The sequence below is a fragment of the Actinomadura luteofluorescens genome (genome assembly GCF_013409365.1).
Lineage (GTDB): Bacteria > Actinomycetota > Actinomycetes > Streptosporangiales > Streptosporangiaceae > Spirillospora > Spirillospora luteofluorescens.
The window spans coordinates 8,611,328-8,637,454 of record NZ_JACCBA010000001.1 but is presented as its reverse complement, the minus strand read 5'-3'; the positions used below and the strand labels follow the sequence as shown (position 1 = coordinate 8,637,454).

26 protein-coding genes and 1 tRNA gene are annotated in these 26,127 nt (G+C 67.8%); 4 read left to right on the top strand and 23 right to left on the bottom strand.

What is annotated here, in order from left to right:
* Positions 1-121 precede the first annotated feature (121 nt).
* Both BJY14_RS39815 and BJY14_RS39810 read right to left on the bottom strand, forming a co-directional pair.
* Complete coding sequence (locus BJY14_RS39815) at positions 122-1,984, bottom strand: PP2C family protein-serine/threonine phosphatase (protein WP_312879662.1); 1,863 nt, start codon at positions 1,982-1,984, stop codon at positions 122-124.
* Positions 1,985-2,198: 214 nt separating this feature from the next.
* Complete coding sequence (locus tag BJY14_RS39810) at positions 2,199-2,795, bottom strand: hypothetical protein (protein WP_179848312.1); 597 nt, start codon at positions 2,793-2,795, stop codon at positions 2,199-2,201.
* Between the two features lie 372 nt (positions 2,796-3,167).
* On the opposite strand from BJY14_RS39810, the gene BJY14_RS39805 reads away from it, so the two are divergent.
* Positions 3,168-3,241 (top strand) — tRNA-Pro (locus BJY14_RS39805).
* Positions 3,242-3,346: 105 nt separating this feature from the next.
* Here BJY14_RS39805 and BJY14_RS39800 read toward each other — a convergent pair.
* The 18 genes from BJY14_RS39800 to BJY14_RS39715 form a co-directional block, all read right to left on the bottom strand.
* Entirely contained in the window at positions 3,347-3,868 is a 522-nt protein-coding gene (locus BJY14_RS39800) for a hypothetical protein (RefSeq protein WP_179848311.1), read from the bottom strand.
* A 117-nt stretch (positions 3,869-3,985) separates the two neighbouring features.
* Positions 3,986-5,302, bottom strand: a complete 1,317-nt coding sequence (locus BJY14_RS39795) for a site-specific integrase (RefSeq protein ID WP_179848310.1) — start codon at positions 5,300-5,302, stop codon at positions 3,986-3,988.
* A gap of 30 nt (positions 5,303-5,332) precedes the next feature.
* Positions 5,333-5,548, bottom strand: a complete 216-nt coding sequence (locus BJY14_RS39790) for a helix-turn-helix domain-containing protein (RefSeq protein ID WP_218905805.1) — start codon at positions 5,546-5,548, stop codon at positions 5,333-5,335.
* A 381-nt stretch (positions 5,549-5,929) separates the two neighbouring features.
* Positions 5,930-7,504, bottom strand: a complete 1,575-nt coding sequence (locus BJY14_RS39785) for a hypothetical protein (protein ID WP_179848309.1) — start codon at positions 7,502-7,504, stop codon at positions 5,930-5,932.
* A complete protein-coding gene (locus tag BJY14_RS39780) occupies positions 7,501-8,418 on the bottom strand; it encodes a bifunctional DNA primase/polymerase (RefSeq protein ID WP_179848308.1) in 918 nt (305 codons plus the stop codon). Before BJY14_RS39780 ends, BJY14_RS39785 begins: the two co-directional genes overlap by 4 nt.
* Before the next feature lie 14 nt (positions 8,419-8,432).
* Positions 8,433-9,404, bottom strand: coding sequence for a DNA cytosine methyltransferase (locus BJY14_RS39775; protein ID WP_179848307.1), 972 nt, complete (start codon positions 9,402-9,404; stop codon positions 8,433-8,435).
* Positions 9,401-9,730 (bottom strand): hypothetical protein, encoded by a 330-nt coding sequence (locus tag BJY14_RS39770; RefSeq protein ID WP_179848306.1) that lies wholly within the window; start codon positions 9,728-9,730, stop codon positions 9,401-9,403. The genes BJY14_RS39775 and BJY14_RS39770 overlap by 4 nt, the downstream gene beginning before the upstream one ends.
* Entirely contained in the window at positions 9,727-10,038 is a 312-nt protein-coding gene (locus BJY14_RS39765) for a hypothetical protein (RefSeq protein ID WP_179848305.1), read from the bottom strand. The genes BJY14_RS39770 and BJY14_RS39765 overlap by 4 nt, the downstream gene beginning before the upstream one ends.
* A 234-nt stretch (positions 10,039-10,272) precedes the next feature.
* Positions 10,273-12,408: a hypothetical protein gene (locus BJY14_RS39760; protein ID WP_179848304.1), complete on the bottom strand. Its 2,136-nt coding sequence runs from the start codon at positions 12,406-12,408 to the stop codon at positions 10,273-10,275.
* A gap of 125 nt (positions 12,409-12,533) precedes the next feature.
* Positions 12,534-13,463 (bottom strand): hypothetical protein, encoded by a 930-nt coding sequence (locus BJY14_RS39755; protein ID WP_179848303.1) that lies wholly within the window; start codon positions 13,461-13,463, stop codon positions 12,534-12,536.
* Between the two features lie 6 nt (positions 13,464-13,469).
* Positions 13,470-14,117, bottom strand: coding sequence for a hypothetical protein (locus tag BJY14_RS39750; RefSeq protein ID WP_179848302.1), 648 nt, complete (start codon positions 14,115-14,117; stop codon positions 13,470-13,472).
* A 102-nt stretch (positions 14,118-14,219) separates the two neighbouring features.
* On the bottom strand, positions 14,220-15,362 hold the full coding sequence (locus tag BJY14_RS39745) for a hypothetical protein (protein WP_218905804.1): 1,143 nt from the start codon (positions 15,360-15,362) through the stop codon (positions 14,220-14,222).
* A 92-nt stretch (positions 15,363-15,454) separates the two neighbouring features.
* Entirely contained in the window at positions 15,455-15,724 is a 270-nt protein-coding gene (locus tag BJY14_RS39740; RefSeq protein ID WP_179848301.1) for a hypothetical protein, read from the bottom strand.
* On the bottom strand, positions 15,721-16,290 hold the full coding sequence (locus tag BJY14_RS39735; protein ID WP_179848300.1) for a hypothetical protein: 570 nt from the start codon (positions 16,288-16,290) through the stop codon (positions 15,721-15,723). Before BJY14_RS39735 ends, BJY14_RS39740 begins: the two co-directional genes overlap by 4 nt.
* 39 nt (positions 16,291-16,329) lie before the next feature.
* Positions 16,330-16,659 carry a hypothetical protein gene (locus BJY14_RS39730; RefSeq protein WP_179848299.1) on the bottom strand — a complete coding sequence of 110 codons (330 nt, stop codon included), beginning with the start codon at positions 16,657-16,659 and terminating at the stop codon, positions 16,330-16,332.
* Between the two features lie 104 nt (positions 16,660-16,763).
* Positions 16,764-17,141, bottom strand: coding sequence for an RRQRL motif-containing zinc-binding protein (locus tag BJY14_RS39725; RefSeq protein ID WP_179848298.1), 378 nt, complete (start codon positions 17,139-17,141; stop codon positions 16,764-16,766).
* A gap of 584 nt (positions 17,142-17,725) precedes the next feature.
* Positions 17,726-17,908, bottom strand: a complete 183-nt coding sequence (locus tag BJY14_RS39720) for a hypothetical protein (protein ID WP_218905803.1) — start codon at positions 17,906-17,908, stop codon at positions 17,726-17,728.
* Between the two features lie 2 nt (positions 17,909-17,910).
* Positions 17,911-18,267 (bottom strand): hypothetical protein, encoded by a 357-nt coding sequence (locus BJY14_RS39715; RefSeq protein ID WP_179848297.1) that lies wholly within the window; start codon positions 18,265-18,267, stop codon positions 17,911-17,913.
* An 810-nt stretch (positions 18,268-19,077) separates the two neighbouring features.
* Here BJY14_RS39715 and BJY14_RS39710 point away from each other — a divergent pair.
* Positions 19,078-19,908, top strand: a complete 831-nt coding sequence (locus tag BJY14_RS39710) for a GntR family transcriptional regulator (RefSeq protein ID WP_179848296.1) — start codon at positions 19,078-19,080, stop codon at positions 19,906-19,908.
* 6 nt (positions 19,909-19,914) lie between these two features.
* Entirely contained in the window at positions 19,915-20,634 is a 720-nt protein-coding gene (locus tag BJY14_RS39705) for a PP2C family protein-serine/threonine phosphatase (RefSeq protein WP_179848295.1), read from the top strand.
* A 177-nt stretch (positions 20,635-20,811) separates the two neighbouring features.
* On the opposite strand, the gene BJY14_RS39700 is transcribed toward BJY14_RS39705, so the two are convergent.
* The gene (locus BJY14_RS39700) at positions 20,812-21,438 is read right to left on the bottom strand and encodes a hypothetical protein (protein ID WP_179848294.1); all 627 of its coding nucleotides are present in this window, start codon (positions 21,436-21,438) and stop codon (positions 20,812-20,814) included.
* A 174-nt stretch (positions 21,439-21,612) separates the two neighbouring features.
* Positions 21,613-23,049, bottom strand: a complete 1,437-nt coding sequence (locus tag BJY14_RS39695) for an AbiJ-related protein (RefSeq protein WP_179848293.1) — start codon at positions 23,047-23,049, stop codon at positions 21,613-21,615.
* Between the two features lie 385 nt (positions 23,050-23,434).
* Between BJY14_RS39695 and BJY14_RS39690 the strand changes: the two genes are divergently transcribed.
* Complete coding sequence (locus BJY14_RS39690) at positions 23,435-24,388, top strand: HNH endonuclease (RefSeq protein ID WP_179848292.1); 954 nt, start codon at positions 23,435-23,437, stop codon at positions 24,386-24,388.
* A 100-nt stretch (positions 24,389-24,488) separates the two neighbouring features.
* On the opposite strand, the gene BJY14_RS47935 is transcribed toward BJY14_RS39690, so the two are convergent.
* Positions 24,489-26,108, bottom strand: coding sequence for a zinc-ribbon domain-containing protein (locus BJY14_RS47935; RefSeq protein ID WP_376770063.1), 1,620 nt, complete (start codon positions 26,106-26,108; stop codon positions 24,489-24,491).
* Positions 26,109-26,127: the final 19 nt, after the last annotated feature.

The following is a 26,127-nucleotide window of genomic DNA, read 5'->3' as shown; positions in this document are numbered from 1 at the left end:
GCGGCCGGCACCTGCCGCCCGGGTGTCCGCGACCTCGACCACCCCGCCGGGTGAGGCGCACGTCACACTCGGCGATCTTGGCTGGCCAGGCGTGCGGTTCGTCACCGCGAGGCCCGGACGGTCACTCCACGTAAAGGGCGAAGAGCGTGGTGTCGTCGGCCGCCCGGTCGTGCTCCATCCGCGCGAGCACCTCGTCCAGCACCCGCTCGGGACGCGAGGAGCTGTCACGCAGGATGTGGGTCAGGCGGCCGATCCGCTCGTCCAGGTCCGCGTCCCTGCGCTCCACCAGGCCGTCGGTGTAGAGGAAGAGCATGTCGCCCGAGTCGAGCCCGGTGGTGATCGTCGTGTACTCCCAGCCGGGCATGGCGCCGAGCATCGGGTCCCGGACCACCTCCAGCGGGGTCGCCCGCCCGTCCCGGACCAGGATCGGCGGCGGATGGCCCGCGCACGTCCACTCCAGGACGTGGCGGGCCGGGTCGTAGTGGGCGACGATGGCGGTGCCCGTCGCGGGCGGGTCCATGGCGCCGATCAACTCGTTCAGCCAGCCGACCAGCCGTCCCGCCCGCTCCCCCGTACAGGCGAGGCCGAGCAGGCCGTTCCGCGTCCGCGCCATCGCCGCCGCCGCCGGCAGCCCGTGCCCGGCCGCGTCCCCGATGGCGAACATCGCCCGCCCGTCCTGGAGGGCCTTGGTCGCGAACCAGTCGCCGCCGATGCGGGCCGTGCTCTCCGCCGCCATGCTGCGGATCGAGGTGCACATGCCCGGAAGCTGCTCCACCTCGTCCTCGTCCGGCAGGATGGCCCGCCGCAGCGTCACCGCCACGCGCCGCTCCTGCGCCGTCCGCGCCTGCTGGCGCAGCATCTGCCGGCGGGTCTCGGCCAGCGCGCGCTCCACCCCGCGCCGCCGGGTGATGTCCTGCGAGACGATGTTGATCGAGACGGGCAGCCCGGACTCCCCGAGCACCGGCTCGGCGAACACCCACAGGTGGCGGGGCGTCCCGTCGTGGCCGATCACGCGGTGCTCCGCCTCGACCGGCTCACGACGCGAGAACATCGTCTGCACGGCCTCCTCGACCAGCGGGAGGTCGTCGTCGGCCACGACCTTCGGCAGGTCGTGCGGCATCGGCGGCACCTCGTCGGGGGAAAGGCCGTAGTTGGCCAGCATCTGCGGCGTCCAGTCCGCCTCCCCCGTCGCGAGGTCCCACTCCCCGAACCCGATCAGGGCGAGCCGCTCGACCCGCTCCAGCCGCCGCGCGATGCGGTCCTCGGCCAGGTGGTAACGCCAGGTCACGCAGATGCCGGTCGGCACCCGCACGCACCGCACGCTCATCCGCGACGAGCGGGACAGGCCGCGCTGAGCCGTCGAGTACTGGATCGAGGAACGTTCCAATCGCGTCCCGGACTCCAGCACCCCGACATAGTCGTCGAACAGGCCGCTGAGCACCGCACCCGGATCCGTCCGCAGCAGCCGCAGCCCGGTCAGCTCCTCCCGGCCCCGCCCGAACATGTCCTTGGCAACACCGTTGAGCTCCGCGAAGAGGAAGTCCGCCACATTGCCGTCCGGCCCCCGCACCGGGACCAGATGGGCCGCCGAGTCGAGCGCCCCCTCCAGCACCGCCGTCGCCGCCGGATCCTCGGGCACCCGCGCGAGGACCTCCGCGTCCCCCGCGGTGTCCTCGGCCGTCACCCGGCGCAGCACGTCCTCGGCCTCCGACAGGACGGCCTGGCGCTCCGCGGGGACCTCCTCCGTGCGCGGCGCCCGGCGACCCGCCAACACGGCCCCCACCGGCCCGCCGCCCCCGTCCTTGACCAGCAGCGACGCCGCCTCGACCATCTCCATGTCCAGGTCGCGCGCGAGCCAGATCAGGTGCTGCAGGGCCTCGCCCGGCGGGACGCCGAGACGCCGGGCCAGCACGACCCGCGCCTCCGCCAGCACCGCACGGTCGTGCGCGGCGCCCCGCAGGTCCTCCAGGTCCGCAACGTGCACCCCGGGCTGGATGCCCTCCGCTTCCACCAACCCTGTCCCCCGTTCGGCGTCACCTGCCCCTGGGAGAAAAAAGCTACATACGTCAGCGAGGGACTATTCGCCCATCCCTGAGTAAAGTGTCCAGATCTTTGCCCGGGTTTTCCGTTGGCGTCCGAACTCGACCGCTTCCGGTGACCCTCTCAAAACGGACCCCTGCCACACCGTGTGACCCACGTCACGCCCGGGCCACCTGCCGTGTCAGCGAGGTGATCCGCGCCGCCGCCGTCCGGAACGACGTCCCCGCCGGATGCAGCGTCAGCACCACCACGATCCTGTCCCCCACGACCCCTGTCGTGTGCAGCACGGGCCGCCCCAGCCCCAGGTCGGGCCGCCACGCCGCCGGCCGCACGTGGCACGGCTCCGCCGGCGTCTCCCCGAACCCTGACCACCCCTGCTTGACGGCCCACGGCCGCCTCACCGCCCGCGGAATCCCGAACGTCTGGTCGAACCCGTCCGTCCCGCACGGCGTCGACCTGCGCAACTGCTGGAGCACGAACTCCCGCTGCCCCTCCGGCGCCTCGTCCAGCAGATACCGGTACATCCGCACGACGTCCCGCGCACTGAGCGCCGTATACCCCCAGAACCCGGGCTTCTCCGCGGGCGGCGGCGCGGTGTCCTCCAACCCGACCTTCCGCACCATCCGCTCGATGACCCGCCCCTGCCCGCCCCGACGCCAGAACTCCGTGGCCGCCCCGTCGTCGCTCGACCGCAGCATCGGCACCAGCAACCGGCGATCGGCCGCCGACACCTCGTGCCGATCCATGTAGTCCAACGCGATAAGGATCTTCACCACCGACGCCGACCGAAACGTCTGCCGCGTCGCCCGAGCGGCCACCACCCGCCCCGAAGCCCGATCGAACACCTCGTACGAGGCCCGCACCCCAGCCGGCACCCGCACGACCGGCACCTTCGACGGCTTCTCCGAAACCCGCGGCACGGCGCCTTTCGACTCAAGACTCCCGCTCACCGGCCGAGCCCCTCCACCGTCCCCGCACCCGCACACCAGGCCCAGACCCACGACCCCGGCCAGCACCACCCGCACACGCACCATCAGGCCTGCCTACCAGAGATCCGCACCCCCGTATCTCGGTACGCACGACCCCGCAGACTGCGCTAGAGTAATCACGCCCGCTCAAACGGGCACCGGGACGTAGCGCAGTTTGGCAGCGCACTTGACTGGGGGTCAAGGGGTCGTGGGTTCAAATCCCGCCGTCCCGACAGAGCTCAGAGGCCACTTCCGATCATCGGGAGCTGGCCTCTAGTCGTCTGTACAGCCACGATGTACAGCCGCCGCGGTCCCTCCGCACACGCTCCGACGCTCCCTCATGCCTCAAGCTCTCGCCGCGGGACGATCTCTGGATCGTTGCTGTAGGTGATGTAAGCAGGTTGCCCGGCCTGACCTGCCAGCAGAAGAAACGAGACGAGTGGCTGCCATTGATCTTTGTGTGCAAGCTTGACCTCAACCCGCACGGGGTAGTCCTTGGCCGCTAGCGGATCGTCCCGCCCGAACTCCACAAACACCTCTTTCGCGGTACGTCCGGGCACGTGGAAGACAGAAGCGAACTGGTGGTTGTCAGAGGACGCTGGCTTGAGTTGAGAACGCGTCGTGATCCATAGCAAGGGTGCGTCGTCGGGTACGCACAGGCGAAGGTTCTGCACGATGATCGGCAGCGCCCCCGTGTTGTGCAGAACAAGCGGAAGCCTGATCCTTACCGCGCTTCCCAGGATGGCGGCGAACGTGTGCGGCTCGTACGACTTGAGTCGCCCAGGCCGAGCGTTGAGCAACCAGAACGACAGCACGGTAAACAGCAGGGCGCCGAGGGCTACCACAGCAGCAGGTGTCATGCGTACCAGGCTGCCACGGGACATACTTTCTCGTGGGATCAATGGAGGAATGGGCACCATGCGCTAGATCAGGCTGACGGGAGGACCCACCTAGCGCACGATGCCCTACTTGATCAATTAGCCCTCCTGTTGTCTACCGAGACTCTCTCCCAAGCGCTTCAGGGCCTCTCTGGTGATATCTGCGGGCACTTCGGTGTAGATCTCCATCGTGATACTGATCTGGCTGTGTCGGAGGATCTGCATTGCCGTCCGTGGGTGGACGTCAAGCGCGGCGAGCAGGGAGCCGCACGTGTGGCGAGTGTCGTGCACTCGAATCGTCCGGACTCCGGCACGCTCGCACCGGTGAAGGAAGCTGCGGTTGACGTTCCGAGGTTCTATCGGTCGCCCCTGGCGCGTGGTGAAGACGAGTCCCTTGCCGTCCCACCTGCGGTCGCGGGCAACGTTCTCAGCTTCCTGGCGCTTCTGACGGATCCGGAGCGCGGTCACGCAGATTGCCGGGAGTGGTAGCACGTCGGTGGATTCCTGTGTCTTGGTGCGCTCCTTGTGGATGAGCTGCCCGCGCACCCGCTGCAGTTGCATGCTGACGGACAACTCGCCGGCGTCCAGGTCCAAGTCTTCCCACCGGAGCCCCAGAACCTCACCCTTCCTGAGCCCCAGGACGAGGATTAGCACCCATGCGGCATAGAGCGGGTCCCCTTGGTCTTTGGCAGACTCCAGGAAGGTTCGGGCCTCCTCAACACTCCATGTCGTCTTGCCACGGGCTCGCTTGCGCATGGTCGGCAACTTCACCATGCGCGCAACGTTGCGGGAGATGATTTCCTCCGTTTGAGCGTTGGTAAGCGCCGCGCGCAGCGTGTTTCGTGCCGCCTGGATCGTCCGTCGGCTCGGGTACGCCTTGCAGCACTTGCCCACTGCACAGCACCGGCGCCGCTTCCGCGGGTCGCTGTGCTGTTCTGGCCGTGCGGCATCCTTGCCCTGCGCACAGCACTGGCACGTGTTCGGCAGCTTGTTGACCCACTGCTGGACGTCGCGCACGGTCAGCCGGTCGAGCCGCTTGCGGCCGAGAGCGGGGATGACGTAGAGGCGTGCGAGCGTCTCGTATTGGGCGTAGGTCTGGGCTTCACGATTCGGCTCGATGACCTCGCTGAGCCAGTAGATCAGGTAGTTCTCGACAGTCGGCACCGTCGTGGCGATCGGCCGTTGCTTGGCCTCGTTCAGCAGCTTGACGTACTTGTCGTGGACGACGTCGCGCGTCTTTCCGTAGACCCATCGCTTCTTGCGCTCCCCCGCCGGCGTTGTCACCCACACGTAGGCGGCGTAGCCGTTGCGGTAGGGGAAGATCGACCCTTCACCGTTGGCGCGGGAGCGACTCCGTTGCTTGCGCTTACCAGCGGCGTCCGGCTCTTCCGGGGTGCCGAGTGCGGTCTTCGTCATCTAAGGCCTTTCACGGGTAGGGGGCGAGGCTCAGGCAGCGTGTTCGGCCTCGTGCTCCAGCAGCTGGATGTACTCGGTGATGGCGGTGCCGGGGATGAGGCGGGAGCGGCCTTCCTTGACCGATCGCAGGCGGCCGGAGCGGATGAGTTCGAAGATGGTGTTGCGGCCGAGGGACAGCAGGGTCATAGCGTCTTCGACCTTGAACAGGCGCATGTCGGGCGGCACGGTCAGCGGCTGTTCGGACATGATGGGGCGACCTCCATCTGTGAGGGAGGCCCCGGCGGGTGTGCTTGGTCGTGTGTCCGCCGGGGCTCTTTCAACGTGCTGAGCGAGGGACGGCCGTCCCGGTAGGTGGGGGCGGCCGTTGCGCTGCGCGGGAGGGGCTGAAGCATCTCGGCATCTCGGCATCTCGGCAGATGTGGGCCTGACCTGCGGTGATGGGTGCCGAGATGGGGATGCTCGACCCCGGGCTATCTCGGCAATCGGGGGTTATCTCGGCAACCGGTGCCGAGATGCCGAGATGGACTTTTGCCGGGTCGCTGTATCTCGGCAAGAGTCTGTGCAGGTCGATGGCGGGTTTGCCGAGTTGCCGAGTTGCCGGGATGTTTCAGCGGTTTTGGGTCGGGGTCACTGCTCGTGGTGCTCCACCCAGAACACGTTGCGGTTGCCCCGGTCGTGCTTGGCCGAGCGGATGACGTAGTCGCCGCGCCACCGCCCGGCCTGCCCGGTGAGCAGTCGGCCGAGGGACAGGGCGTTGGGCAGGCGGCCGGTGTGGGTGGTGATGAACTGGCCGTCCCACCGGTCGTGTTCGTCCAGGCCGACCCGGTCGGGGTCGCCAGATCGGCGCAACTCGGCGGCGGTCATGGGCTCGATGCCGTGCAGGTCGTGCCAGCAGGCCAGGAACGCGCGCCAACGGCTCTCGTCCTCGTCGATGCCGCGGACGTCGGCGGCGTTGGCAAGGAACCCGTCAATGCTGTGATGGGCCAGGAACCCGCCGAGAGCTTGCGCCCACGGCGTGAACTGCCGCATCGACAGCGTGTCGGCTCGCGGCGCACCGTTCCCGGTCCAGTCAAGGACCAGGACCAGGAGGTGCCACAGCACGGTGAGCTGGTTGCGCGGGTCGGTGATCCACTGGTCCAGGTGCGGGATCCCGAACCGGGATTGGTCGCGCTGCTCAGGCCGCGGCATGTTGGGGTCCAGGTGCACCCGGACGGTGCGGGAGGCCATGTCCCCACCGACCTGGAGGTTGTTTCCGGTAGCCATCCAGAGCCGGTCGTTGACGGTGGCGACGTTGCGGGACGCGCCCAGCTGGCGGTCTGACCACACGCCGGCGGTGACGAGCAGGGCCAGGGTGGCCGAGTCGATGACGGTGCCTTCGGCCAGGTTGTCCCACACCACGACGCCGACCTGTTCGGCGAACACGGCGGTGATGGACTTGCGGAGTTCCTCTTCGGTGTAGGCCCAGGGGATGACGCGCTGGCCGTAGAGCATGCCGGGCCCGCCGGTCAGGATGGACTTGCCGGACGCGGGCATGGTCGCGTCGATCAGCGCGAACGGGGTCAGCGACCGGGTGAAGTGCCGCAGGATCGGGGTGACCAGCAGCGCCAGGTAGTTGGCGCGGTCGGCCGCGCTGGACCAGGGGAAGTCGCGCAGGAACCGGTTCAGCACGAAGTCGCGGGCGTCCGCCACCTGCTGGGCGGGGGGCCGATCGGGGACCGGCGGCAGCGCCACCTTGGACGCCAGATACAGGCCGGTGGCCGGGTCATAGCCGGGCTTCTGAACCAGGGTGCCGTCTCGGCGGAGCACGGGGGCACCGATGACGCCGTGCAGCGGCGCCAGGCCGGGCCAGGTCTTCCCGGCCAGGACCGAGGACAGGATCTCGCGGGGCGGGGTGACCTCCTCCTCGTAGAACTCCACCTCTTCCTTGCCCTGACCGCTCCTGCGAGTCCGGAGCCGGTAGACGTAGGCGTGTTCGGCCAGCAGACCCGCCAGGGTGGCCGGAGTGACCGGGCTGGCGGTCACCGGCAGCGGCGAGTCCTCGTCGGCCGCCGGGGACGTCTGCCCACCCGAGACGGTCTCCATGTGGACCAGGGACCCGGCCGAGACGTAGGTGTCGGGCAGGGCGCCGTTGGCGAGTTCGGACTTCAGCACGCGGATGGTCTCGGGGCCGGAGCCGACTTGCAGGTGCGGCTTGGTCGTCATGTGGGGACGCTCCTAGGGCGTTGGGTGCCGGCGCGGAACCCGGACCGGACGGTCCGACGGGAAGGCATGAGAGCCAGCCCGGCGCGCACGGCGGCAGCGGTCAGCAGTTGCTCGGTGTCATCGGGGTCAAGGGCGCCCCCGGCCACCAGCTGGCCGAGGGCGACGGCGGCGCCGTACAAGGTGGCGTTGCGGCACCCCTCGGAGGCGTCGGCGATCGCGGTCAGGCTGGCGGTGACCGCCTTGTTCAGGTAGGCGCCGCGGTTGCCGGTCGCCAGCTGCACCGTGACGGGGCGTTGGGGCGGCAGCGGCGCGGGTCGGAGCCGTTCGGCGAGCCAGCCGGGCAGCGGGGCCGGGGCCGGGGTATGGATCGGGTCGTATGTGCCGGTGCCGTCGGGCAGATCGACGTAGGAGCCGGGGCCGACGACGTATCCGCCGTCGCCGCGGGTGTCGACCTTCCACCCCAGCCCGTTCCCGCGGTCATCGGAAGTGTTGGTCAGCCGGATGCCCTCGGGCGCGGTGAAGTACAGGTGAGACCCGCCGCGGCGGGTGCGGACGTGGAAGGTCTCCAGCGGCATCGGCTGGCCTGCCTGTTCGCACACCATGGCGAACACGTCGGTTCCGTCGTTGACGCCGGGCACCGCCCACCGTTCCGGCGGGTGCTCGCGGGGCTTGGGCATGTCCAGGTCGATCACGACCAGGCCCGAGGGCCCGCACGCAATCCCGATGTTGTAAGGGCGACGTGCCCAGATACGCCGGATCACCTCGGGATCGGTGGTGGCGACCTTGGTCCACCGCACCCCGCGGGGCGGTTCCTTGTCGCCGGGGGCCAGCGGGAAGACGTGCCAGCCGCGCGCGGCGGCGGCCAGCGCGTAGCGGGCCAGCACGCCGGGGGCCGGTGGCTGGTGGGAGGTCATGCTGCGTTCCCCTCCTAAGGCGTGCGATCGGCGGACAGGCGGGCGAACAGGCCCGCTAGGGCGGCGGCGCCCTGGCGTGGAAGCACGCCGTTGCCGAGCAGCGTGAGTTGCTGGTTGCGGGACAGTGCGGGGACGTCGGTGACCCATCCGTTGGGCAGGCCCATGAGCCATTCGACGAAGAGGGGGCTCAACCGGTGGGCGCCGTTGCGTCCGGTGGGTTCAGTGGGATGAGGAGCTGTTCGGCCGGTGAGGTGCTCCCACCGGTCGATCGCGGGGCGGTAGGCGCCCCAGCCGATACCGCCAGGGCGACGTTGGGCAGTTGCGGGATGCCGCTCTTGCGCGCCGCCGGCCCTTTGACGTCCCTGGCAGCGGGCGTCGGGAGCAGGTGCTCCACCTCGTCGGCCAGTGTCGGGCCGTGCCCGCCAGCTCTGCGCTTGTCGGGGTGCTGGCTGCCGCCGTTGACCGCCAGTTGCGCGGTGGGGGTCTTCAGCAGCCAGGAACCAGCGGTTGCGGGCGTGCGGGGCGCCGATGTCGGACGCGCGTAGACACGTCCATTCCGCAGTGAACCCGAGGGCGGCAAGGTCGGCGAGTACGACGTCGAGTCCGGGACGCCGGGCAACGATGGCTGAGACGTTCTTCAGGACGAGGTAGCGGGGTCGTAGGACGCCCACGGCGTCGGCGATGACGTGCCAAAGTCCACTACGGGTCCCTTCACGGATACCGGCACCTCGGCCGGCGTAGGACAGGTCTTGGCAGGGGAACCCGGCGCACAGCACATCCACGGGCGGCACCCGGCCGAAGTCGACGGCGGTCAGGTCGCCGAGATTGGGCACACCGGGGAACCGGTGCGCCAGCACGGCCGCGGCGCCGGGCGCGGGATCGGCAACCCACACCGGGGCCACGTCGAGCACCTCGGCGACGGCTAGGTCCAGCCCGCCGTAGCCGGTGCACATCGATCCCAGGGACAGCGGCAGTGAAAAGGTCATGCGGCGTTGCCTTTCAGGCCCCAAACGGTGCCGGCCGCGTCGTCGGCGTCGCGCTGGCCGCTGAGTGCGGTGGGTCGCATGGCGGTCTCTGCGCATGTCTTGTGGCAGGGGTGGCCGGTGTCGTCGCGGAAGTGGGCGGTGCAGTGGCAGTGGACGCACTGGTCGGGGCGGCGGTGTTCCCAGGACGGCCCGCAGTTGGAGCAGTTGGCCGGGTGGCGGGGGTTGCCGCCGCCTGCGTTGGTGACGCGGACGGTGCAGCACAGCAGGCACCCGGACGGGTGGAACAGCATCGGCCGGTGCTGCCAGTCCAGGCCGATGCGGGTCATCGACGACCCCGGCGCTTGTGCTCGTTCTGGGCGTAGGGGCGGTGGGCGAACGCGCGGTACTCGCGGCCCTTTCCGCCGCATCGGTCGCAGGCCCGGTAGGCGTGGCTGAACAGGGCGCCCCGGTGGCGGCCCGAGCCGTTGCAGCGGGGGCAGTTCTTGTAGGGGTGGATGCGGATGGAGATCGCGTAGCCGAGGCCGTAGACGGCGGCGGCGAGGATCAGCAGCAGCCACCCGCGCCCGCCGCGGTCGTCCTGGGGGGCGGTGTCGACGGCAAGCAGAGCGAGGGAGTGCAGCGCGGACAGCGGCATGGTTGGGCGCCTTCCAGATGGTTGCGGGCATGCGAAACACCCCCGGGCGGCGCGGCGGTGGCCGTGCCGTCCCGGGGGTGCGGACCCGCAGGAGTGGTTACGGAATGTGAGAGCCGTTTTGGCTCTCTCGGTTTTGGCTCTCTTGGCTCGTTGCCCCCTCTATAGGGGGCGTTGGAGCCAAGTCGTGGAGCCGAGTCGTGGTCCAAGTCGTGGGCCAAGTCGGCCCCGGTTCGGTCACTGTGTGTGGTTGTCGGGGTGGTTGTCGGGGAGGTAGTAGCGGGCGGCTTTGGTGCTGCCGTGTCGGGTGATCAGGTCGTGGCTGCGCATGGCGGCCAGCCACTTTTTGACGGTGCTCTCGGGCTTGCCCAGGGCGGTCACCAGCTCGTCTCGGCGGGCACCTTCCGGGCCGCGTTCGGTGAGCAGGTCCAGGATGGTCCGGGCGGCGTCGTCGGGGACCTTGATGGACTGGTTGGCCTTGACCAGGTCGGCCAGCGGGATGCCCTGCTTGGGCGGTTCGGGCATGTCGCGCAGCCGGGCTTCCACTTCGGCCACCAGCTCGCTGGCGAGCCGGTCGACGGCGTCACGGTCGCCCGGGTCGACCCCGAACCCGTCCCTTGTCTTGGGCAGGGCGGTGGGGGCGGGGTCGTGGTCGGGCGTGTGCCCGCTGGGCGCGCCGCCGGATCGGCCGCCGGTGTGGGCGGGGGTGCGGTGCCGGTCGGCGTAGCCGGGCAGCTTGGCGGCGATGGCCGGTTCCAGGGTGGCGACCGGTGCGCCGCGGCGCTTGGCGAGGTCTTCGACGGCGTTCAGGTCGGACAGGTCGCGGACGCGTCCGGCGGTCCAGGTGTTTTCGCCGTCCACCACCAGGGCGACGCCTTTCACGCCGCGGGCGTAGGTGGCCATGTTGGGCATGCCGGCGGCTTCCCAATCCTCGATGGCGTTGCCCATCTCGCTGGCGCGCTTCATCCGCAGCACGATGCGGTAGTCGGCGTTGGCGTTGGGGTCCTTGGATCCGGTGTACTGCTGGACGCCGCGCTGTGAGGCGGTCAGCAGGATCACCCCGGCCGAGCGTCCCCGCCGCCAGAGCTGCTCCACGTGCTCTTTGGCCTCATACGCGATGGGTGAGTGCATCCCGGTGAGGGTGTCCAGCTCGTCGACGAACACCAGGATGACGGGCTCGGTGGGGCTGGGGATGTGGTTCTTTCCGCCGCTGGCCTGCGAGCGGTCCTCGACCACGGTGCGCGCCCATTGCAGGATGGCTAGGGCCCTGTCCTGTTCGCTGATACCGGCGTCGGCGTCCAGGGTCGGGCCCCAGAACCGACCGATGGTGCCCTTGCCCAGGTCGATCCCCCACACCAGCACGTCATCGCAGGTGGTGGCCTGTTCGATCAGGTTGTTGTAGAGCGTGGTCTTCCCGCTGCCGGTCGGGGCCACGATGAACGCGTGGTGACCGCCCTCGTGGTCGAAGAGGGTGACCGTCATGTCGTTGCCGGTGTCGGGGTCCATTCCGACCACCAGCGGCATCCCCTTGATCGAGCGCCGGGCGGCGGCGATCTGTTCGCGGGAGGCGGGCACGGTGGCGCGGTCGGGGTGGGCGGGCATCGCCGGGTGCAGCACGGGCTCTTCCCAGGGGTCGGTCATCTGGACCAGGACGCGGATGATCCCGGCGTGCTTGTCGTCGGTGGTGATGCGGACCCGTTCGGCGGGCAGGCCGATCTGCGCGGCGATGTCTTCGGCCAGGCCCTTGCCGTTCCCGGCCAGCTGGCTGGCGCGTTTGTTGGTGGCGCGGACATCGACGCGGAACCGGACGCCGAGCCGGGTGTCGTCCATGCCGACCAGGCGGGAGCCTTCCAGCCCGGCGGCGGTGGCCAGCTCTTCCCACTTCAGTTGCTCGCGGGCCCATGCGCGCCGCTGTTTCAGCACGTCGGACCAGGTGTAGGCCGACCACGTCACCGAAGCGGAGACGGTGTAGGCCAGCAGGGTGTGCAGGTTGACGATGCCGAGCTGGGCGGCGGTGGCCAGCCATGCGGGGACACCGGCGGCGGTCGCGGCGACGGTGGCCGAGTAGCGGGGGCTGGCGTGCTTTTTGTGGGTGCCGACCCAGGCGGCCAGCGCCGCCGGGGGCGCGAACGCCCCCAGCATGAGCGGGTCAGCGCCGGTCTGGTGGCCGATCTCACCGAGCGGATACAGCACGGCCAGGGCGTTGGCCAGGCCGCGGGTGTCGGGCGAGCGCGCCACCCATCGGCCATAGCCACGGACAGCGGTCAGCGCGACGGCCCCGGCGGTGGGGCCGCGGCGGGTGCGGTTGGGGTTGTGGTGGGCGGCGTCCCGCCAGCTGGTGGCGGAACGGTGCTGACGGGTGCGGCGCGCCATCGGGGCAGCCTCCTTCAGGGGTGGGAAAGGGGCACGGCCCCGGCCAGGTGGCCGGGGCCGTGCGAGACACAGCAGGAGCGGGGACGGGATCGGGCCGGGGCCGCAGCGGGTGCGGCCCCGGCGGGTCAGGCGGCGTCTTCGCCGGTGAACTTCATCCCGCGCGCGGCGATGTCGCGGGCGTCCTCGAACAGGTCGGCGAAGGTCGACGCGGACCGGTTGACCGCGGTCGCGGCCTCCCCGATGCCCTCGGAGACGGCGTCCAGCGGCGCGGTGACCTGCTTGGGCAGGCCGAGGCTGGACACCTCACCGGCCCATTCCTCGACCGACTTGGCCAGCTGGCGCAGCAGGTCGGCCAGGGTCACGCAGCTTTCGAGGAACTCGGCATCGGTGGTGGGCTTCTCGAACTCGACCTGGTACCGCGAGTGGTGGGCGGACATGGTCCTCCTGTCTGGGGCGGTCGTGCCGCCACTGCTGGGCACGGCAGGCCCGGCGGCGGGCCAGGCCGCGAACTTGGTGGCGGGCTTGAGCATGTAGGTGTCGTCGTCGTGAACGACCGAGCTGATGAACGGGTCCCGGATGCGGGGGTCACCCGGCGCGGGGCCCGCCGCCCCGGCCGCGGGCGCGGGCACGGGCACGGGCTCGGGCGGACGGCCCCAGGCCGGCGGCGGGCCAGCCGGGCCCGCGCCAGCAGAACCGGTGTCACCCGGGCCCGGGGCGGCGGGGCCTTGGGCAGGGTCGGAGGCGGGTTGGTCAGGCCGGATGCGGCGGACTGGTGGATGGCTGCCGGGCGGGTCGTCGCTGGCGGCCCGCTTGTCCCAGCGGCGTTCGGCGAGCTTCACCGCGGCGTTGCGGGTCTTGCGGGCGGTGGCGGCAAACGCGGCGCCGGTCTTGTCCCCGGCGCGGCCGGAGTAGTGCACGATCGCGGTCCTGGGCGACTTCCACCCGGTCGCCTTGTAAGCGGAGGTGCCCGCGTTGCGGACGGCGGACCGGCCGGTCTTTGTGCCGCTGGTCAGGACCAGGAAGATCACGGCCCCGCCGATGATCGGATCGACCACGGGCGATCACTCCCGCACCGTCAGGCCGCGGACGTGCCCGTCCGGGGTGAGCGCGAACCGGTGCCCCTCGCGGCACCGCCACATCTCCACACCGCCCGCCCCGGCTCCGTCCCCGCTGGCGGGGCTGGTGTCGACGGTGGTGGCGGGGTCGCCGCACACCGGGCACACCGGACCGTCCCCCGCCCCCTCCGGCTCGGTGTGGGCCGCGCGGGTGGGGGCGTTGGTGCGGGGCTGGGGGGCGGTTGCGGCGCTGATCGCGGTGAAGGCGATCGGCAGGCCGGTGAAGGTCAGGGCCGCCACCAGCCACGGCGCGCCGAGCCACACGTGCATCAGCACGCCTCCCGCCGCGTAGGTGGCCAGGTCTACCGGGCCGGGGCGGTGCTTCCACATGCGGGCACCGAACCGGCGGGCCCGCGGCCAGGCGCCGGGGGTGAACAGCAGCATCCCGGCCGAGGCGTTCCCGGCTGCGCCCTTGACGTTGGAGCCCAGGTTGCCCAGCCAGGTCGAGATCTGGCCTTTGAACACCAACTGGTCCAGCAGCAGCACGAACGCGCCGGACGCGGCGAACTCCCAGCCCTTGAGCGAGCGGGTCTTGAACCCGACGATGACCACTCCGGTGAGGAACGCGAACACGATCCACTTGCCGACTTCCATGAGATGAGTTCCCTTCGATTGAGACAGACAGGAGGGCATGCGCAGGGCCGCCCCGGGCGCGTGCCAGACACGGCCCGGGGCGGCGACGGATGGGGGACGGGGTCAGACGGTGGCGGGCTGATCGGCCGGGGTGTCGCGCAGCTCTTGGTAGCGGGCTGCGACCCAGCCGATGGACCAGCCGCACCGCTCGGCGGCGTTGCGCACCGACATGCCGGCGTCGTAGGCGGCGGCCACCACCTGGCGGGCCCGGTCCTCGGGCAGCTTGCCGTTGACCGGGCCGGCCGCCAGCAGCGCGCGGCGTTCACGCTCGGCCGCTTCGGCGCGCTGCCGCTCGGCCTCACGCCGGGCGTGTTCACGCTCGCGTTCACGCCGCTCGGCCGCTGCCTGCTGCCGCTCGCGTTCACGCTCGGCGCGTTCACGTTCCTGTTCGGCGCGTTCACGCTCTGCGCGCCGCTCACGTTCGGCGGCTTCGGCGCGCTCCCGCTCGGCATGCTCGGCGCGCTCGCGGCGCTCGGCTTCCTGGCGCGCCATGGCGGCCTCGTGCTCGCGCTGTTCGCGGGCCAGCCGGGCCTGATGCTCGCGTTCCTCGCGGGCCCGCTGCCGCTCGGCCTCAGCGCGGTCGGCTGCGGCCCGCTCGGCCGCTGTGCGTGCGGCGTCCTGGCGGGCGCGCTCGGCGGTCAGCGCGGCGGTGATAGCCCGCCGGTAGGCCAGCCCGGTTTCGGCGGTCACGATCAACAGCAGCGGCGCTACCGCGTGCACCGCTACCCCGACCATGTCTTTCTTCAGAGCGGAGTCGGCGACGTTGAGCGACAGGGTCATGGTGCCGGTCATCCACCGCAGCACGGCCGGCCACCGGCCGCCATGGTGGCCCAGGCGGGCCAAGACCGAGTCGAGCCGGACCACGATCACCACGGCGGCGTCCACCACCAGCGGCAGGATCGGCGCCGTCCAGTCCCATCGGTCGGGGGTGTGGGCCCGCATCAGCGGGGTGACCGTCAGCACCGAGTAGAGCATGGCGCCGAACACGATCAGCCACGTCCCTGCCGACAGCGCACGCTCGGCTGAACGGATCTGATCGGCGTCCACCGGACCGTTCACCGCGCCGGGGTCCGGCGTGAACGCGTCACGCTCGGCCGTGAACGGCTCGCGGTCGGGCGTGAACGGGGCGGGGGTGCGGGGTGAACGCGTCCCGGCGTGTTCGGGGCCGGTGTTCACCCGGGCGGGGGACGTCAGGGCGGCGTTCATGGAAGCGGTCTCCTTTCACCGCACCGCCCCCGAGCCGGGGCGGCTCGGGGGCGGTGGACGGGTCGGTCAGGGGCGCGGGCCCCGCGGACGCCTCACTCGCGTGAGGTCTGATCACCAGACGGCGTGGGGGGCGAGGTGCGGGCACCGGTTAAGGCGGTGTGGCGCGGGCCGGGTGTGTGCCGCAACCGCTTGTGCAGGGCACTGAACGCGGCCAGCGCGGCGAGCCCGGCCAGCATCACAGCGGCGGCCCGGTCGATCGCGGTGAAGTGCGTCAGCACCAGCCACACCACCCCGGCCGCGATACCGGCGAGCATCACCACATCGATCAGCCCGAGCCGGGCCAGGACCTGGCGGGAGCTCATACCACCACCTCGAACCCCGGTACCGGGCGAGGCGAGGTCGGGTGGGGCGCAAGTTCGTCCAGCGGCAGCCACAGCGCGGCGCCGCCACACGTGCTCGGGGTGCCGTCGTAGACCAGCGCCCACGGCACCCGGCACGCCGGATCGGCGACCCAACCCAGCACCGCCAGCGGGCCGTGCCACGGCTTCGGGTCGGCGCGCCACACCGTCGAACCGGGTGCATACCAGCGGCGCACGATCCGCCGCCGCGCGCCCGGACCGTCGCCGCGGATCAGTTCGTAGCAGCGGGTGAGCGAGTGCCACGCGTCGCCGCACAGACCGACGACCGCGGCTACCGCCAGCGCTGCCACCAGCGCGGTTCCGAGCTGGCGGGGCGGGACCTGGGCGACGACCGGCGCGGCCAGCGCCGCACCGATCAGCACGAACCCGGCGGCGAACGCGGTACGGGTCACGGTGCGGCGGCGGTCGGCCTGGCGCAGCTCCGCCAGGTCATGGATTAGGTCACAGGCCAGGTCGTCGGTATCGGCGCTGGGGCCGGGGGGCGGGAAGAACGGGACGGGTTCGGGCATGGGACAACTCCCTTTGCTGAGAAAGGCGGGATGAACGGGTCAGGCGGCCCACAGGTCGCCGGGGTCGCCGATGCGGCGGGCCTGGGCGGTCAGGGTGCGGGCGGTCTTGGCGGGCACGTGCAGCCGGGCCGTGATGGTGGCCTGGCTGCCGCCGGCGGCCAGGATGCGGGCCGCGGCCAGCACCCGTTCGGTGTGGGTGAGAGCGACCGGGCGGACACCGCTCGCGGCGATCTCGATCGCGATCGGATCCACGATCCCGTCATCGGGCAGCAGCCGCGCCGCAGTGCTCTCCCCGGCCGGGGCGGTGACCTTGGCGGGCTTGGCGGCGGGAGTGCGGCGGCGGGTGGCGGCGGTCAGGTCAACGCTCATAGCAGGGTCGTCCTTATCTAGATGCAGAGAGAACAGGAGAGGGAAAGGGGCGGGCCCGCCGCGGTGGCGGCGGGCCCGAGCACACGGGGCGGGGAGCGCGGGGGTCAGGCGGCGTCGCGTTCCCAATCGTTGGCGCATCCCAGGCAGCAGCCCAGGCGCCGGGGCAGCACGTAACCCACATCGGTGAGACAACGCGGACAGGTACGCCGCGCGGCCAGCGCTTTGGCCAGCGCGGCACGCTGCGCGGGGCTCGGGATGCGCTTGGGCAGCGCGCACCGCCGGTCATACAGGTAAGCCACCCCCTGGCCGCGCCACCGGCGCCACAGCACTTGCGCCACCACGTAGCCGCCGGGGCGGAGCCCGGCGGCGGCGAGCTGGCGGCGGGTAGCCAGGTGCGGCGGCGCCTGCCGCCACGGATAGGTGGGGATGCCGTACCGCTCCCCGCACGGGTCCCAGAACGTGGCGGAGCTACGGCGTGCCATCGGCGGAATGCCCGCTCGTCGGCCGGGCCGTGGGCGGGACGGTGGGCGTCCAGCGGTGTCCGCACCCGCACCGGTACCGCCCATCGGGCAGCACCCGAACGCTGCGGACACTTCCGCAGTTGGAACACCCGCCTGTCACACCGGTCGTGGCGTTGGCGGAGGGTACGGGGCCGGTCGGGACCGCGACCGGCACCGCCTTCAGGATCGTCATCGCGCACAGCGCTCCCTTCTCCCCCTCGCAGGGGAACGGATGACGAGGTGTCCGGGCGTCTGGCACCGGGTGAGACGGCCCCGCCCCGCCCCGCCGCGCCCCTGTCGCAGCGGGGCGGGGCCGCCCGGACTCGATGTCAGAGACTCGATGTCAGTTGCAGCACCGGGCCGCGTCGGCGGGAGTGTCGTAGGCCGTGCCGCACTTGGGGCACTCGTTCCAGGTGCTCACGGCGATCACCTCTTCTTCCCGGTCTTGGCGTCGTAGGCGTCCCGCACGCTCTTGGGCTCGCCGTTGGGCCACGTCGAGGACTTGTCCTTGGTGGGGTCGTCGGCCATCGTTGGAACTTCCTTCCTGTTGGGAGGGGCCCGGGACGTCACTGCTGGCAGGCGTCGGCGTCCCGGGCATCAGGGGCAGGGATGCGGGCCGTCACATAGACCCGCACCCGGGCGGACTCGCCGCGGCACGGCCGCGGCGAACAGACCTCGATCACCTCGAAGGTCTCGCGCAGCCGGGCGATCCCGGCCGCGGCGTCATCGGGCAAGCCGATCAGCCGCACACTCAGGACGGCAACGCGACCTGGACGTTCTCCTCATAGGACTGCTGGGCCTTATGCACGGCCCACGCCGCGTCGTGCACCCGGGAGAAGCCGTAGCCGACCCCGGCCAGCACGAACTCGATTCCCTGGGAGTGGTCGTTGTCGCGGCGGTCGAACTCGATCCCCGCAGCGGTCAGCGCCGCTGCGGTCCGCTCGATGGTCTCGGCGGCTTTGGCCTCCGTACCGCCCAAGGCGAAACTGAGCCGCCCGTGCTGGTAGTGCGGGATGTCGGGCTGGGCCTCCAGCAGGTCGGCCAACTTGCGCAGACCGGCAATGTAACCGGCGCGCGTCCGATCACTGTCGGCGATTGTGACGTACATGAGCAGGGCTTCCTCTCGCTCAGGGGTGAACAGAAGACAAAACGCTCCGGCCCGATCGGGGCGGAGCGCTCGACAGTGAAACCAGAAGGTCAGGTGGCGGCGACCTGGACCAGGGCCCGCACAGCGGGCGGCTTCGGTCGCGGGATAACCCGTGTGGCGCGGCGTCGGCCAGCTTCCCGACTCGCATCCGCGAGCCGCTGCTGCCACTCCTCGGAGGACAGGTCAACCCGCACCCGCTGACCGCTACCGGGACACCGCGGCGGCGACGGCCGGAACTCCGCCGGCCACGCATCAGCGCCCGGCACGTGGGGGCCACGATGCGCGGTGACCATCCCCCGCTTGATCGACTTCCACTTACCGCACCCGGGACACACCACCAGCGCGCAACTGCGCTCGGAAAGACTGATCAGGTTCGGAGGCAACTTGCTGGCGAGAATGACCGGCTGTCCGTTGTGCCTCATAGGGCAGGGCCCTCCAGATGTTGGCGCTTGCCTTCCCCGCCCCGTACGGGGACCGACGTGTTCAGATCGAACCGCCGTCCCGCGCGGGACAGGCAGCGCAAGCGCTGCAAGGCTTAGGCGGCATCACCTGATCAGTGCCGGTCCAGGGACCTCGTGATTCGTCAACCCGGACGCTCCAGGGCTCCGACCACCGATGCCATGTGCAGTTGTGGCAGGACGTTCGGACGACGCTTCGGCGTCCGTCCTCGCCCTGCGACCTCCCGAGGGATAGTCTTGGGACAATAGTTGGGGCCAGGGCAGAGCTTGTCAAGGATTATCCCAAGACAATCGCGAGAGGAGGGGATGCTCGGTGGCCGTGCACTCGCGCTACTTGGACATCGCCGCCCAGATCAGAGCACGGATCGAGGCTGGCGAGTGGGAACCGGGAGCCAAGCTCCCACGGCTAGACGACTTCGCCGCCGAGTACGGCGCGAACCGAGACACGATCGCGCGGGCGATCGGAGCTCTGGAAACGGAAGGCTACGTCTGGGCCGTCCAGGGCCGAGGCAGCATCGTCCGCCACGGCATGATGCGGCTACGCAGGCCACGAGGGAACCTGGTGAAGCGGAACGTAGCCACAGACAGCCCCGGGTACTCCTTCCCATCGGCGTCCGGCCAGGAGGTGTGGAAGCATCACGTCCCACCAACCTCCTCATATGAACCGCTGACCGACCCGCGAATCGCGGGTCTGTTGGGTGTCCCAGTAGGCAGCTCGGTAATGCGTCGCTTCCGGGTGACCGGCCCCGCCTCCGAACCTCCGTTTCAAATCAACATCTCGTGGATCCACCCTCGTGGCGTCGAAGCCGCCCCAGAGGTTGCATCCCAAGCACCTGGCCCCGGGGACTGGCTGTATCGGCTGGAGAAGGCCGGCCACTGGCCGATCACCTGGATGGAACTCCACCGCGCCCGCATGCCCACCAAAGACGAAGCACGGCTACTGGAGATCCCGCTCAGCTTGCCGGTGCTGGAGATCGTGCGGGTGGGCACGTCGGGAGGAGACGACAAGCCCATAGAGGTGACGGAGTACATCGTGGCCAGCGATCGAGTCGAGACCGTCCATGTCTTGCATCGTGATGAGTCGGCACAAGACCCGTGGCCGGAAGAATCTACGGATTCCGACGACACGCAGACGGACAGGTGAGCGGGCATGAGCCTGACGGTCGAAGCGGCCGCCCGCACGCACGTCGGTCTCGTGCGCCGTCGCAATGAAGACTCGGTCTATGTGGGCCAATCACTGTTCGCAGTCGCCGACGGCCTGGGCGGCCACGTGGCCGGTGACATAGCGAGCGCCACTGCGATCGAGGCTCTGCGCCGCTATGACCGCCCCGTCGCCGAGGCGGACCTCGCACGTGTTGCCGGACAGGCAGTCAGTGCAGCCAATACAGCCCTGCGCAACAAGATCGAAGCTGAGCCAGAACTGGCGGGAATGGGCACCACCCTGGTCGCGATACTGTGGTCCGGGTCGAAGTTCGTGCTCGCGAACGTGGGCGATTCTCGCGGCTACCTGTTGCGCCCTAGCAGCGCCCCACAGATGATCCCAATCACCGAGGATCACATCTACGGCAACCTGCTGTCCGATGCCAACAGCGTGCCGCACTTGCCCGAGCGACTAGCCCGCTTCCTCGACGGCCGCGCCGATGGCCGATCTCCCGATCTGACCACGAGGAATCTGCGCGCTGGCGATCGGTTTCTGCTGTGCTCAGATGGGCTAAGCCCAGTCGCGCCCAACGATCTCATCTACGCTGCGCTTAGTTCGTCAGCAGCGCCGGCCGCTACAGCCGATCAACTGATCCAACTCGCCATCGACCATGGTGGCCCCGACAACGCCACCGTCGTAGTCATCGACTTTCGCAGACTCGAAGCCTAAGAGGCGGGGCTGGCCCTTGCAGGGCATGACCGCGGGCCCAGATATCGAAGCGAGACGCACTTATCTTCACATCCGCGACACGTCGGCCATAGGTCCTGGTTCGCGCCATGTGAGCTAGGCCCGGCAAAAACCAGGCGTCGAAGCACTCTACTGTGAACCTTCCTGAGTATGAGCGGTTCAAAGGTAGAGTCCGCCGTTATAATGCTGCGGCTTTGGAGTCCTTGATGCTAGCGAGTTAGCGCACTTCAGCATAGCCATGAAGCAACCTATTGCTTCATGTAGATCGTCGCGCAGTTCAGACATAGTCAACCGCTGCGGAGTTGGCGAACGACGGCTTTTAATTACCCATTCTAGCTCGAAATCTGGCTTTCTTGGGAAGCTTCTTCTCGCATCACCAACAGGCCTCAAGTGAATAGTGCCATGTGCGAGAAGATTGCGCCGCTCTACCAGCTTTCGCACGTCTATGAGCACGCTCTCCAGTTCGTCATCCATCAAGTCCCGTTCTCTGAGCATTTTAAAGAGATATTCCAGGCGGGGCCCGATTGTCTTCCTCGTCAGTCTCGAATAAAAGCTTTCCTGATCGGGATCGTCCTCAAGATGCATGATAAATTCGTCGATCAGGTCTTCGAGTGCAGCGACTTGCAGAACGACTAGGCCGCGCCGCTCGTCTATGAGCGTCCGCTCTGCTACTTCGCGCCAGTCCAAGTCCACTTCGTCGTGAAAAGCAAGCACAAGATCGTACCCCGAGAATACATACAGCTCCTCATCTTCGGAATCGTCGAACGATATGTTGTTGATGGCCATCGATCGTACTCCTATTTAGGGCCCCAGAACCGGGGCGACCTCCGAGTTTCCGTATCTCTCGATTAGCTGTGCAAAAAACTTCTTGAGCATCAAGACACCGGCAGGGTTAACATCAGACAACTCTTGGCCGCCAAAGCGGAAAACCTCGTAGCCCTTGAGTCGGAGAGCTCGATCCTAGGCAACCATTTTGCCATAAAGGCGAGGCGACGCTAGGCCGTTGCCATCGGCGTAGTGCTGCTTGCCATCTACCTCCACCACAACCCGGACGCCGTGTGAAAGTAGAAGAAGAAAATCCATGCGTTCGCGCCCAAGCGCGCTATCCGCGCCCCCGCGCTGCCTGCGTGTCTGTGGATCATAATGCACATATACTTGTGGCACCAGAGCAGGGAAGCGGGAACCAGCATCGCTAATTGGGAACATATCGGTGTAGGTGTGAAAAAGCATTTGCTCTGGGCTTCTCTGCCTACGCTCCGCTGACTCTGGAAGCTTGTGTAGCGATGCGTAGAGTCGCCGCCAGAGATCACGGCCCACATCGACGTCAGGCACTTCCTTAGGAAAAGATCTCCTAGTGCGCCACCAGGCAAGAAGGTCCCCCCAGGTGAGGCCGGCTCTTTTGATCGGTTGATCGTAGACAAGACAGTACTGTTCATTTTCCGTGATCCGGATGTCGCCAGACACGAGGTCGGCAAGCACGATCTTAGGCTTTGGACCGTCCGCGGCAAAAACCAGTTGCTTTACGGCTCCAGGCGTAGCAGCTCCGATCCTGCGAGATCCGAATACCGGAGCCCCGCTGATCCACTCCACCGGGACGATTTCATAACCATCGTGTTGCAGAATCTCATTAAAGCGGACTCGCAGCCTTTCCACTTCTTCTGCATCAGGGCGCACCTCAGGATGCAGCATTTGAGCCAAGAATCTCAGCAGGTGATCATCGCTATCCGTCAGCCCAAAACGCCAGTCATGAAATATCCAATCAGTGGGCAAGTCGTCAGGATTGTTGATGCAATGCTGATAGATGTCGTTTCGAGCCGTAAGGAAGCGTGAGTCGCTACTAGGCAGAGAGTCGAGATCATATATCTGATCGAGGAACTCAATTTCAGTTAGAATGGAGCCCGTCCAGTTCAAGTACTGCCAGGCATTGTTGGTGACTCTAATTGACTCCATGATGCGGCGACGAGTGACCTCGGTGATGCGTCTAGCCGGAATTGGAAGATCGCTGCCCTTGACTCTAAGACCGTTCAGTTCTTCCAGGCGTTCCAGTGCTGGTGCAAAAAACTCATTGATCAGAGGAAGGTGGTCCCATGTGGCGAACTGATGTTTCTCGCAGTAGCGGTAGAACGCTCGAAAGTCGTAGAAGGGGAAGCGAAAGTCTATTCCAAGTCGCCTCAATACCACACGCTGACTCTGGAGAACCTCAGCTATCCCGCCGTCATCCAACCGCTGCCCGAAGTTGCCAAGCCGGTTGAACCCCTCCTCAGCCAACTGCGTCAGCCCCAAGGCGGCGTCCAGGTCGCTAACGCCGTCCAGCGGGCCCTTGCGGACGAGCCGAAGGAGAGTAACGTCAAGGCGCCTGTGCCAGCCGTCACCCTCGAAGAAGTCGTCAGGCTTCATCCCACGATTATCGCTGAAACGACCGACATTTGGTTTGACTGCCACTGTTCGCCGGACAGAGCGGTGCTCGGTGCGGCTTCAGACCGTGGGGAGGACGCACCTCTCTGGAGTGACGATCCGCTTCTGAAACGCAGCCCGTAGGAGATGAGGGGAGACTGCCCCCCTCTCAGCCGTCGTCGGCAGAAACAGAAGAAGCCCTGGTCATCACGCAGATGACCAGGGCTTCGCTGCGGTGTGCGGGGCATCTCGCCGGCCGTCTCGTCTATAGCCTGGGGGCTAGTAGCCCGACGAACTCGGAAGTGGTCACACCAGTAGCCTGACCTACCTCGCCGACATTTCGGTCTGTGCCCGGCGAGTGTCAGCGGTACATGCCAGTATCGGCCGTATGGTTGCGGCTTGGAGTTTCCTCACCGTCGAAGAGGCAGACCAGCAGTTCGGCGGGAATCTCGGCTACGAGGACGTCCTCGGTGAGCGGTACCTGTGGAACAACACGGTGCCCAACTACCGGGCGGTGCAGCCCGGCGACCTGGTGGTGCTGCGCGACAAGACCTGGGTCCTGGGGCTGGCCTGGGTGGACGACATCGCGCAAGGGCCGGGCAAGAAGGTGCTGCGGCGCTGCCCACAGTGCACCGCTACATCGATCAAACGCCGGACCACCAAGACCCCGACCTTCAAATGCTCGGGATGCGGTGCCGAGTTCGACACCCCGGTCACCAACGTCTTGGACGTGACGGTCTTCGAGGCTGACTACGCGCGGACCTGGCGTCCACTGGATCCTCTCGTGCGAGTGCAGCAGATCCAGGGGCTGTTCCTCAACAGGTCGGGACAACAGTCCATCCGCCCGATGGACCTGGAAGGGATCCGCGCCGCTCTCACCGGCTCGGCCGGGGCCGGGCCCTTGTGGTGGAAGGAAGACGGCGGGCTCCGCCCGCCCATCCCGGGCGGTCACACCCTCATCCTGCACAAGGCACGCGTAGGCCAGCAGCAGTTCCGCCAGCGAATGCTCGAACGGTACGGGTCGCGTTGTGCCATCACCGGCGACCAGCCCGAGGAGGTGCTGGAGGCAGCCCACCTCTACCGGTACGCCACCACACCCCACCACGACCCCAACGGAGGGCTACTCCTGCGCCGCGACCTGCACGCCCTTCTGGACCGCGGCCTGCTCACCATCGACACCACCACCTGGACGGTCCAGCTCGCGCCACGCCTCCGCAACCCCAAGTACGCAGACTTCGCCCCGCTCCACGGCCAGCCTCTGAAGCTCCCCACGTCAAAGCGGCCGGATAGCAGCTACCTCGACGAACACCACAAGATCGCCACCGAGGCATGGGCCGTCTAGCCTGATCGACGCGGGCCAGGTGTCCGGGCCGGCGTGCGCCCACAGGATGTAGGTCGCCCTCGGGTGGAGACCAGGCGCTGAACAGGTTATGGAACTTGTCCTAGATAGGCAGTTCTAGCTGCACAGCTACGGCTCCACTGACGTGGGAATTTGATTGTGCTGGCTGCATGTGGTTCAAGCGATCAATGCGCCCGACCCCACGTCGTTTGGTCTTCGCGCAGGATGGACATCCGGACGGATTTTTTTGGCGCGTGCGGTTCTTGATCGCAGTCCCCCAGCGGCAGCCACAGGAACGACAGCACCAATAGGCACGCTTATGACTTCCGCTAGACACCTGTTGCGGCGTCAGCAAATTGCACTCCTCATCCCATTCTTTTATCAAATCGGGATGCAATGCGGCAAGGGAGTTTCGTGAATTGACTTTCTTATTTGCACAGTACGGACAACCATGGCCCCTTGCACGGCGACCCGGTGATTGCTTGTAACGGTCACCGACTGGACAAATCCAGCCGACCGCCTTGCTGCTATCCGATCTAACATGTTGCGGCGCAAGCTCCCCATTTGCCTCGTAATCCCATTCGGCGACCAGGCCAGGGTGAGTGGCGGCGAGAGACTCCTCCCCTAGGTCTCTGTATGCAACATCAGCAAGGAGAGATTCAGCAAGAGAAGTTCCAATAGCACGACGCGCCCCGATATAAGTCCGAGCCTTGCCAGTAGATTCTTCACCCAGCCAGCCTCGTTCGAGCATTCGGCTTAGAACCAAAGTCGCGGTCTCTTCGACTGGCGCCCCTATAGGCACACTCACATCATCGGCGTCCAGGAGTTCCAACGGTTTCTCTCGCACTCTAATCAACAGGTGGCCTGCCTTGCGGATCAACATACCCTTCCGCCGGTCAACGTCACCGCGGGAAGCATGCCAGTAGGCCCCGTCAAACTCGATAACGACAGTTTTCGCGAATGCTTCTATAGTAATGTCAACTTTTCCGGCGCTTGGCAACAGTCCAGGAAGTCTCACATTGTGACGCACCGCACTTCGACCCAGAAGCGTCGCGAGCTCAGCATAAAGGCGCACCTCCTGGCCGGAGCGCTGAGAGGTACAGCAGACAGGACAGCTAGTACCTTGCCCCGTGCGCATACTCACCACTGCCCGCCACTCGTGACCACGGGCGCAGAGCCACCATACCTTTCGATTCGAATATGGCGGAAGATTCTCGGGAGAAATTTCGGCGTTCTTTGTCGGATGCCATTGCCTTGCAACATCAGGATATTCAACACCCAGATTTCGTGTCGGAGCAACCGCGCGCCCTGCACACACTGGGCAACCGCTTCTTCGGCGATTCGCCGGACTCGCTTGGTAGTGTGGATGTGTCGGTTCATGCAAGCATTGCCAGAAGAATTTTTTATTTGACCCTGCTTTAACCGTTTCAGGGGTCGCCGGCAGGTTGGCATGCCTGTCCCATTCGGCTACAAGGTGTGGGAGTCTGTCAGCGATCGAGCGGCCTGGCTTAGGGAGATCTCGTCGCGCCAGCGAACATCTTCGACAACCAAATTCTGCACCCTTGGACTTATAGATGGTTGATCGATTCGCAGGGGTCGCGCGAAACTCGTAGCCGCAACGTCGACACTTCCAGTCGACCAATAGATGGCTAGTACATGCCACCGTCTCAGGAGTAGCGACGCCATTATTGGTCGGGTGCCAGTCATCAGCAAACTCGGGCATGCGATCGCGGACGCTTTGC

Coding starts and splice junctions, on each gene's coding strand:
- BJY14_RS39735 (WP_179848300.1), bottom strand. CDS start 16,290: ATGCCCGAACCCGTCCCGTTCTTCCCGCCCCCCGGCCCCAGCGCCGAT.
- BJY14_RS39770 (WP_179848306.1), bottom strand. CDS start 9,730: ATGACCCGCATCGGCCTGGACTGGCAGCACCGGCCGATGCTGTTCCAC.
- BJY14_RS39715 (WP_179848297.1), bottom strand. CDS start 18,267: ATGTACGTCACAATCGCCGACAGTGATCGGACGCGCGCCGGTTACATT.
- BJY14_RS39760 (WP_179848304.1), bottom strand. CDS start 12,408: ATGGCGCGCCGCACCCGTCAGCACCGTTCCGCCACCAGCTGGCGGGAC.
- BJY14_RS39695 (WP_179848293.1), bottom strand. CDS start 23,049: ATGAAGCCTGACGACTTCTTCGAGGGTGACGGCTGGCACAGGCGCCTT.
- BJY14_RS39765 (WP_179848305.1), bottom strand. CDS start 10,038: ATGCCGCTGTCCGCGCTGCACTCCCTCGCTCTGCTTGCCGTCGACACC.
- BJY14_RS39750 (WP_179848302.1), bottom strand. CDS start 14,117: ATGGAAGTCGGCAAGTGGATCGTGTTCGCGTTCCTCACCGGAGTGGTC.
- BJY14_RS39730 (WP_179848299.1), bottom strand. CDS start 16,659: ATGAGCGTTGACCTGACCGCCGCCACCCGCCGCCGCACTCCCGCCGCC.
- BJY14_RS39700 (WP_179848294.1), bottom strand. CDS start 21,438: ATGGCCATCAACAACATATCGTTCGACGATTCCGAAGATGAGGAGCTG.
- BJY14_RS47935 (WP_376770063.1), bottom strand. CDS start 26,108: ATGCCCGAGTTTGCTGATGACTGGCACCCGACCAATAATGGCGTCGCT.
- BJY14_RS39690 (WP_179848292.1), top strand. CDS start 23,435: ATGGTTGCGGCTTGGAGTTTCCTCACCGTCGAAGAGGCAGACCAGCAG.
- BJY14_RS39740 (WP_179848301.1), bottom strand. CDS start 15,724: ATGAGCTCCCGCCAGGTCCTGGCCCGGCTCGGGCTGATCGATGTGGTG.
- BJY14_RS39705 (WP_179848295.1), top strand. CDS start 19,915: ATGAGCCTGACGGTCGAAGCGGCCGCCCGCACGCACGTCGGTCTCGTG.
- BJY14_RS39795 (WP_179848310.1), bottom strand. CDS start 5,302: ATGACGAAGACCGCACTCGGCACCCCGGAAGAGCCGGACGCCGCTGGT.
- BJY14_RS39745 (WP_218905804.1), bottom strand. CDS start 15,362: ATGAACGCCGCCCTGACGTCCCCCGCCCGGGTGAACACCGGCCCCGAA.
- BJY14_RS39785 (WP_179848309.1), bottom strand. CDS start 7,504: ATGACGACCAAGCCGCACCTGCAAGTCGGCTCCGGCCCCGAGACCATC.
- BJY14_RS39780 (WP_179848308.1), bottom strand. CDS start 8,418: ATGACCTCCCACCAGCCACCGGCCCCCGGCGTGCTGGCCCGCTACGCG.
- BJY14_RS39790 (WP_218905805.1), bottom strand. CDS start 5,548: ATGTCCGAACAGCCGCTGACCGTGCCGCCCGACATGCGCCTGTTCAAG.
- BJY14_RS39725 (WP_179848298.1), bottom strand. CDS start 17,141: ATGGCACGCCGTAGCTCCGCCACGTTCTGGGACCCGTGCGGGGAGCGG.
- BJY14_RS39800 (WP_179848311.1), bottom strand. CDS start 3,868: ATGACACCTGCTGCTGTGGTAGCCCTCGGCGCCCTGCTGTTTACCGTG.
- BJY14_RS39775 (WP_179848307.1), bottom strand. CDS start 9,404: ATGACCTTTTCACTGCCGCTGTCCCTGGGATCGATGTGCACCGGCTAC.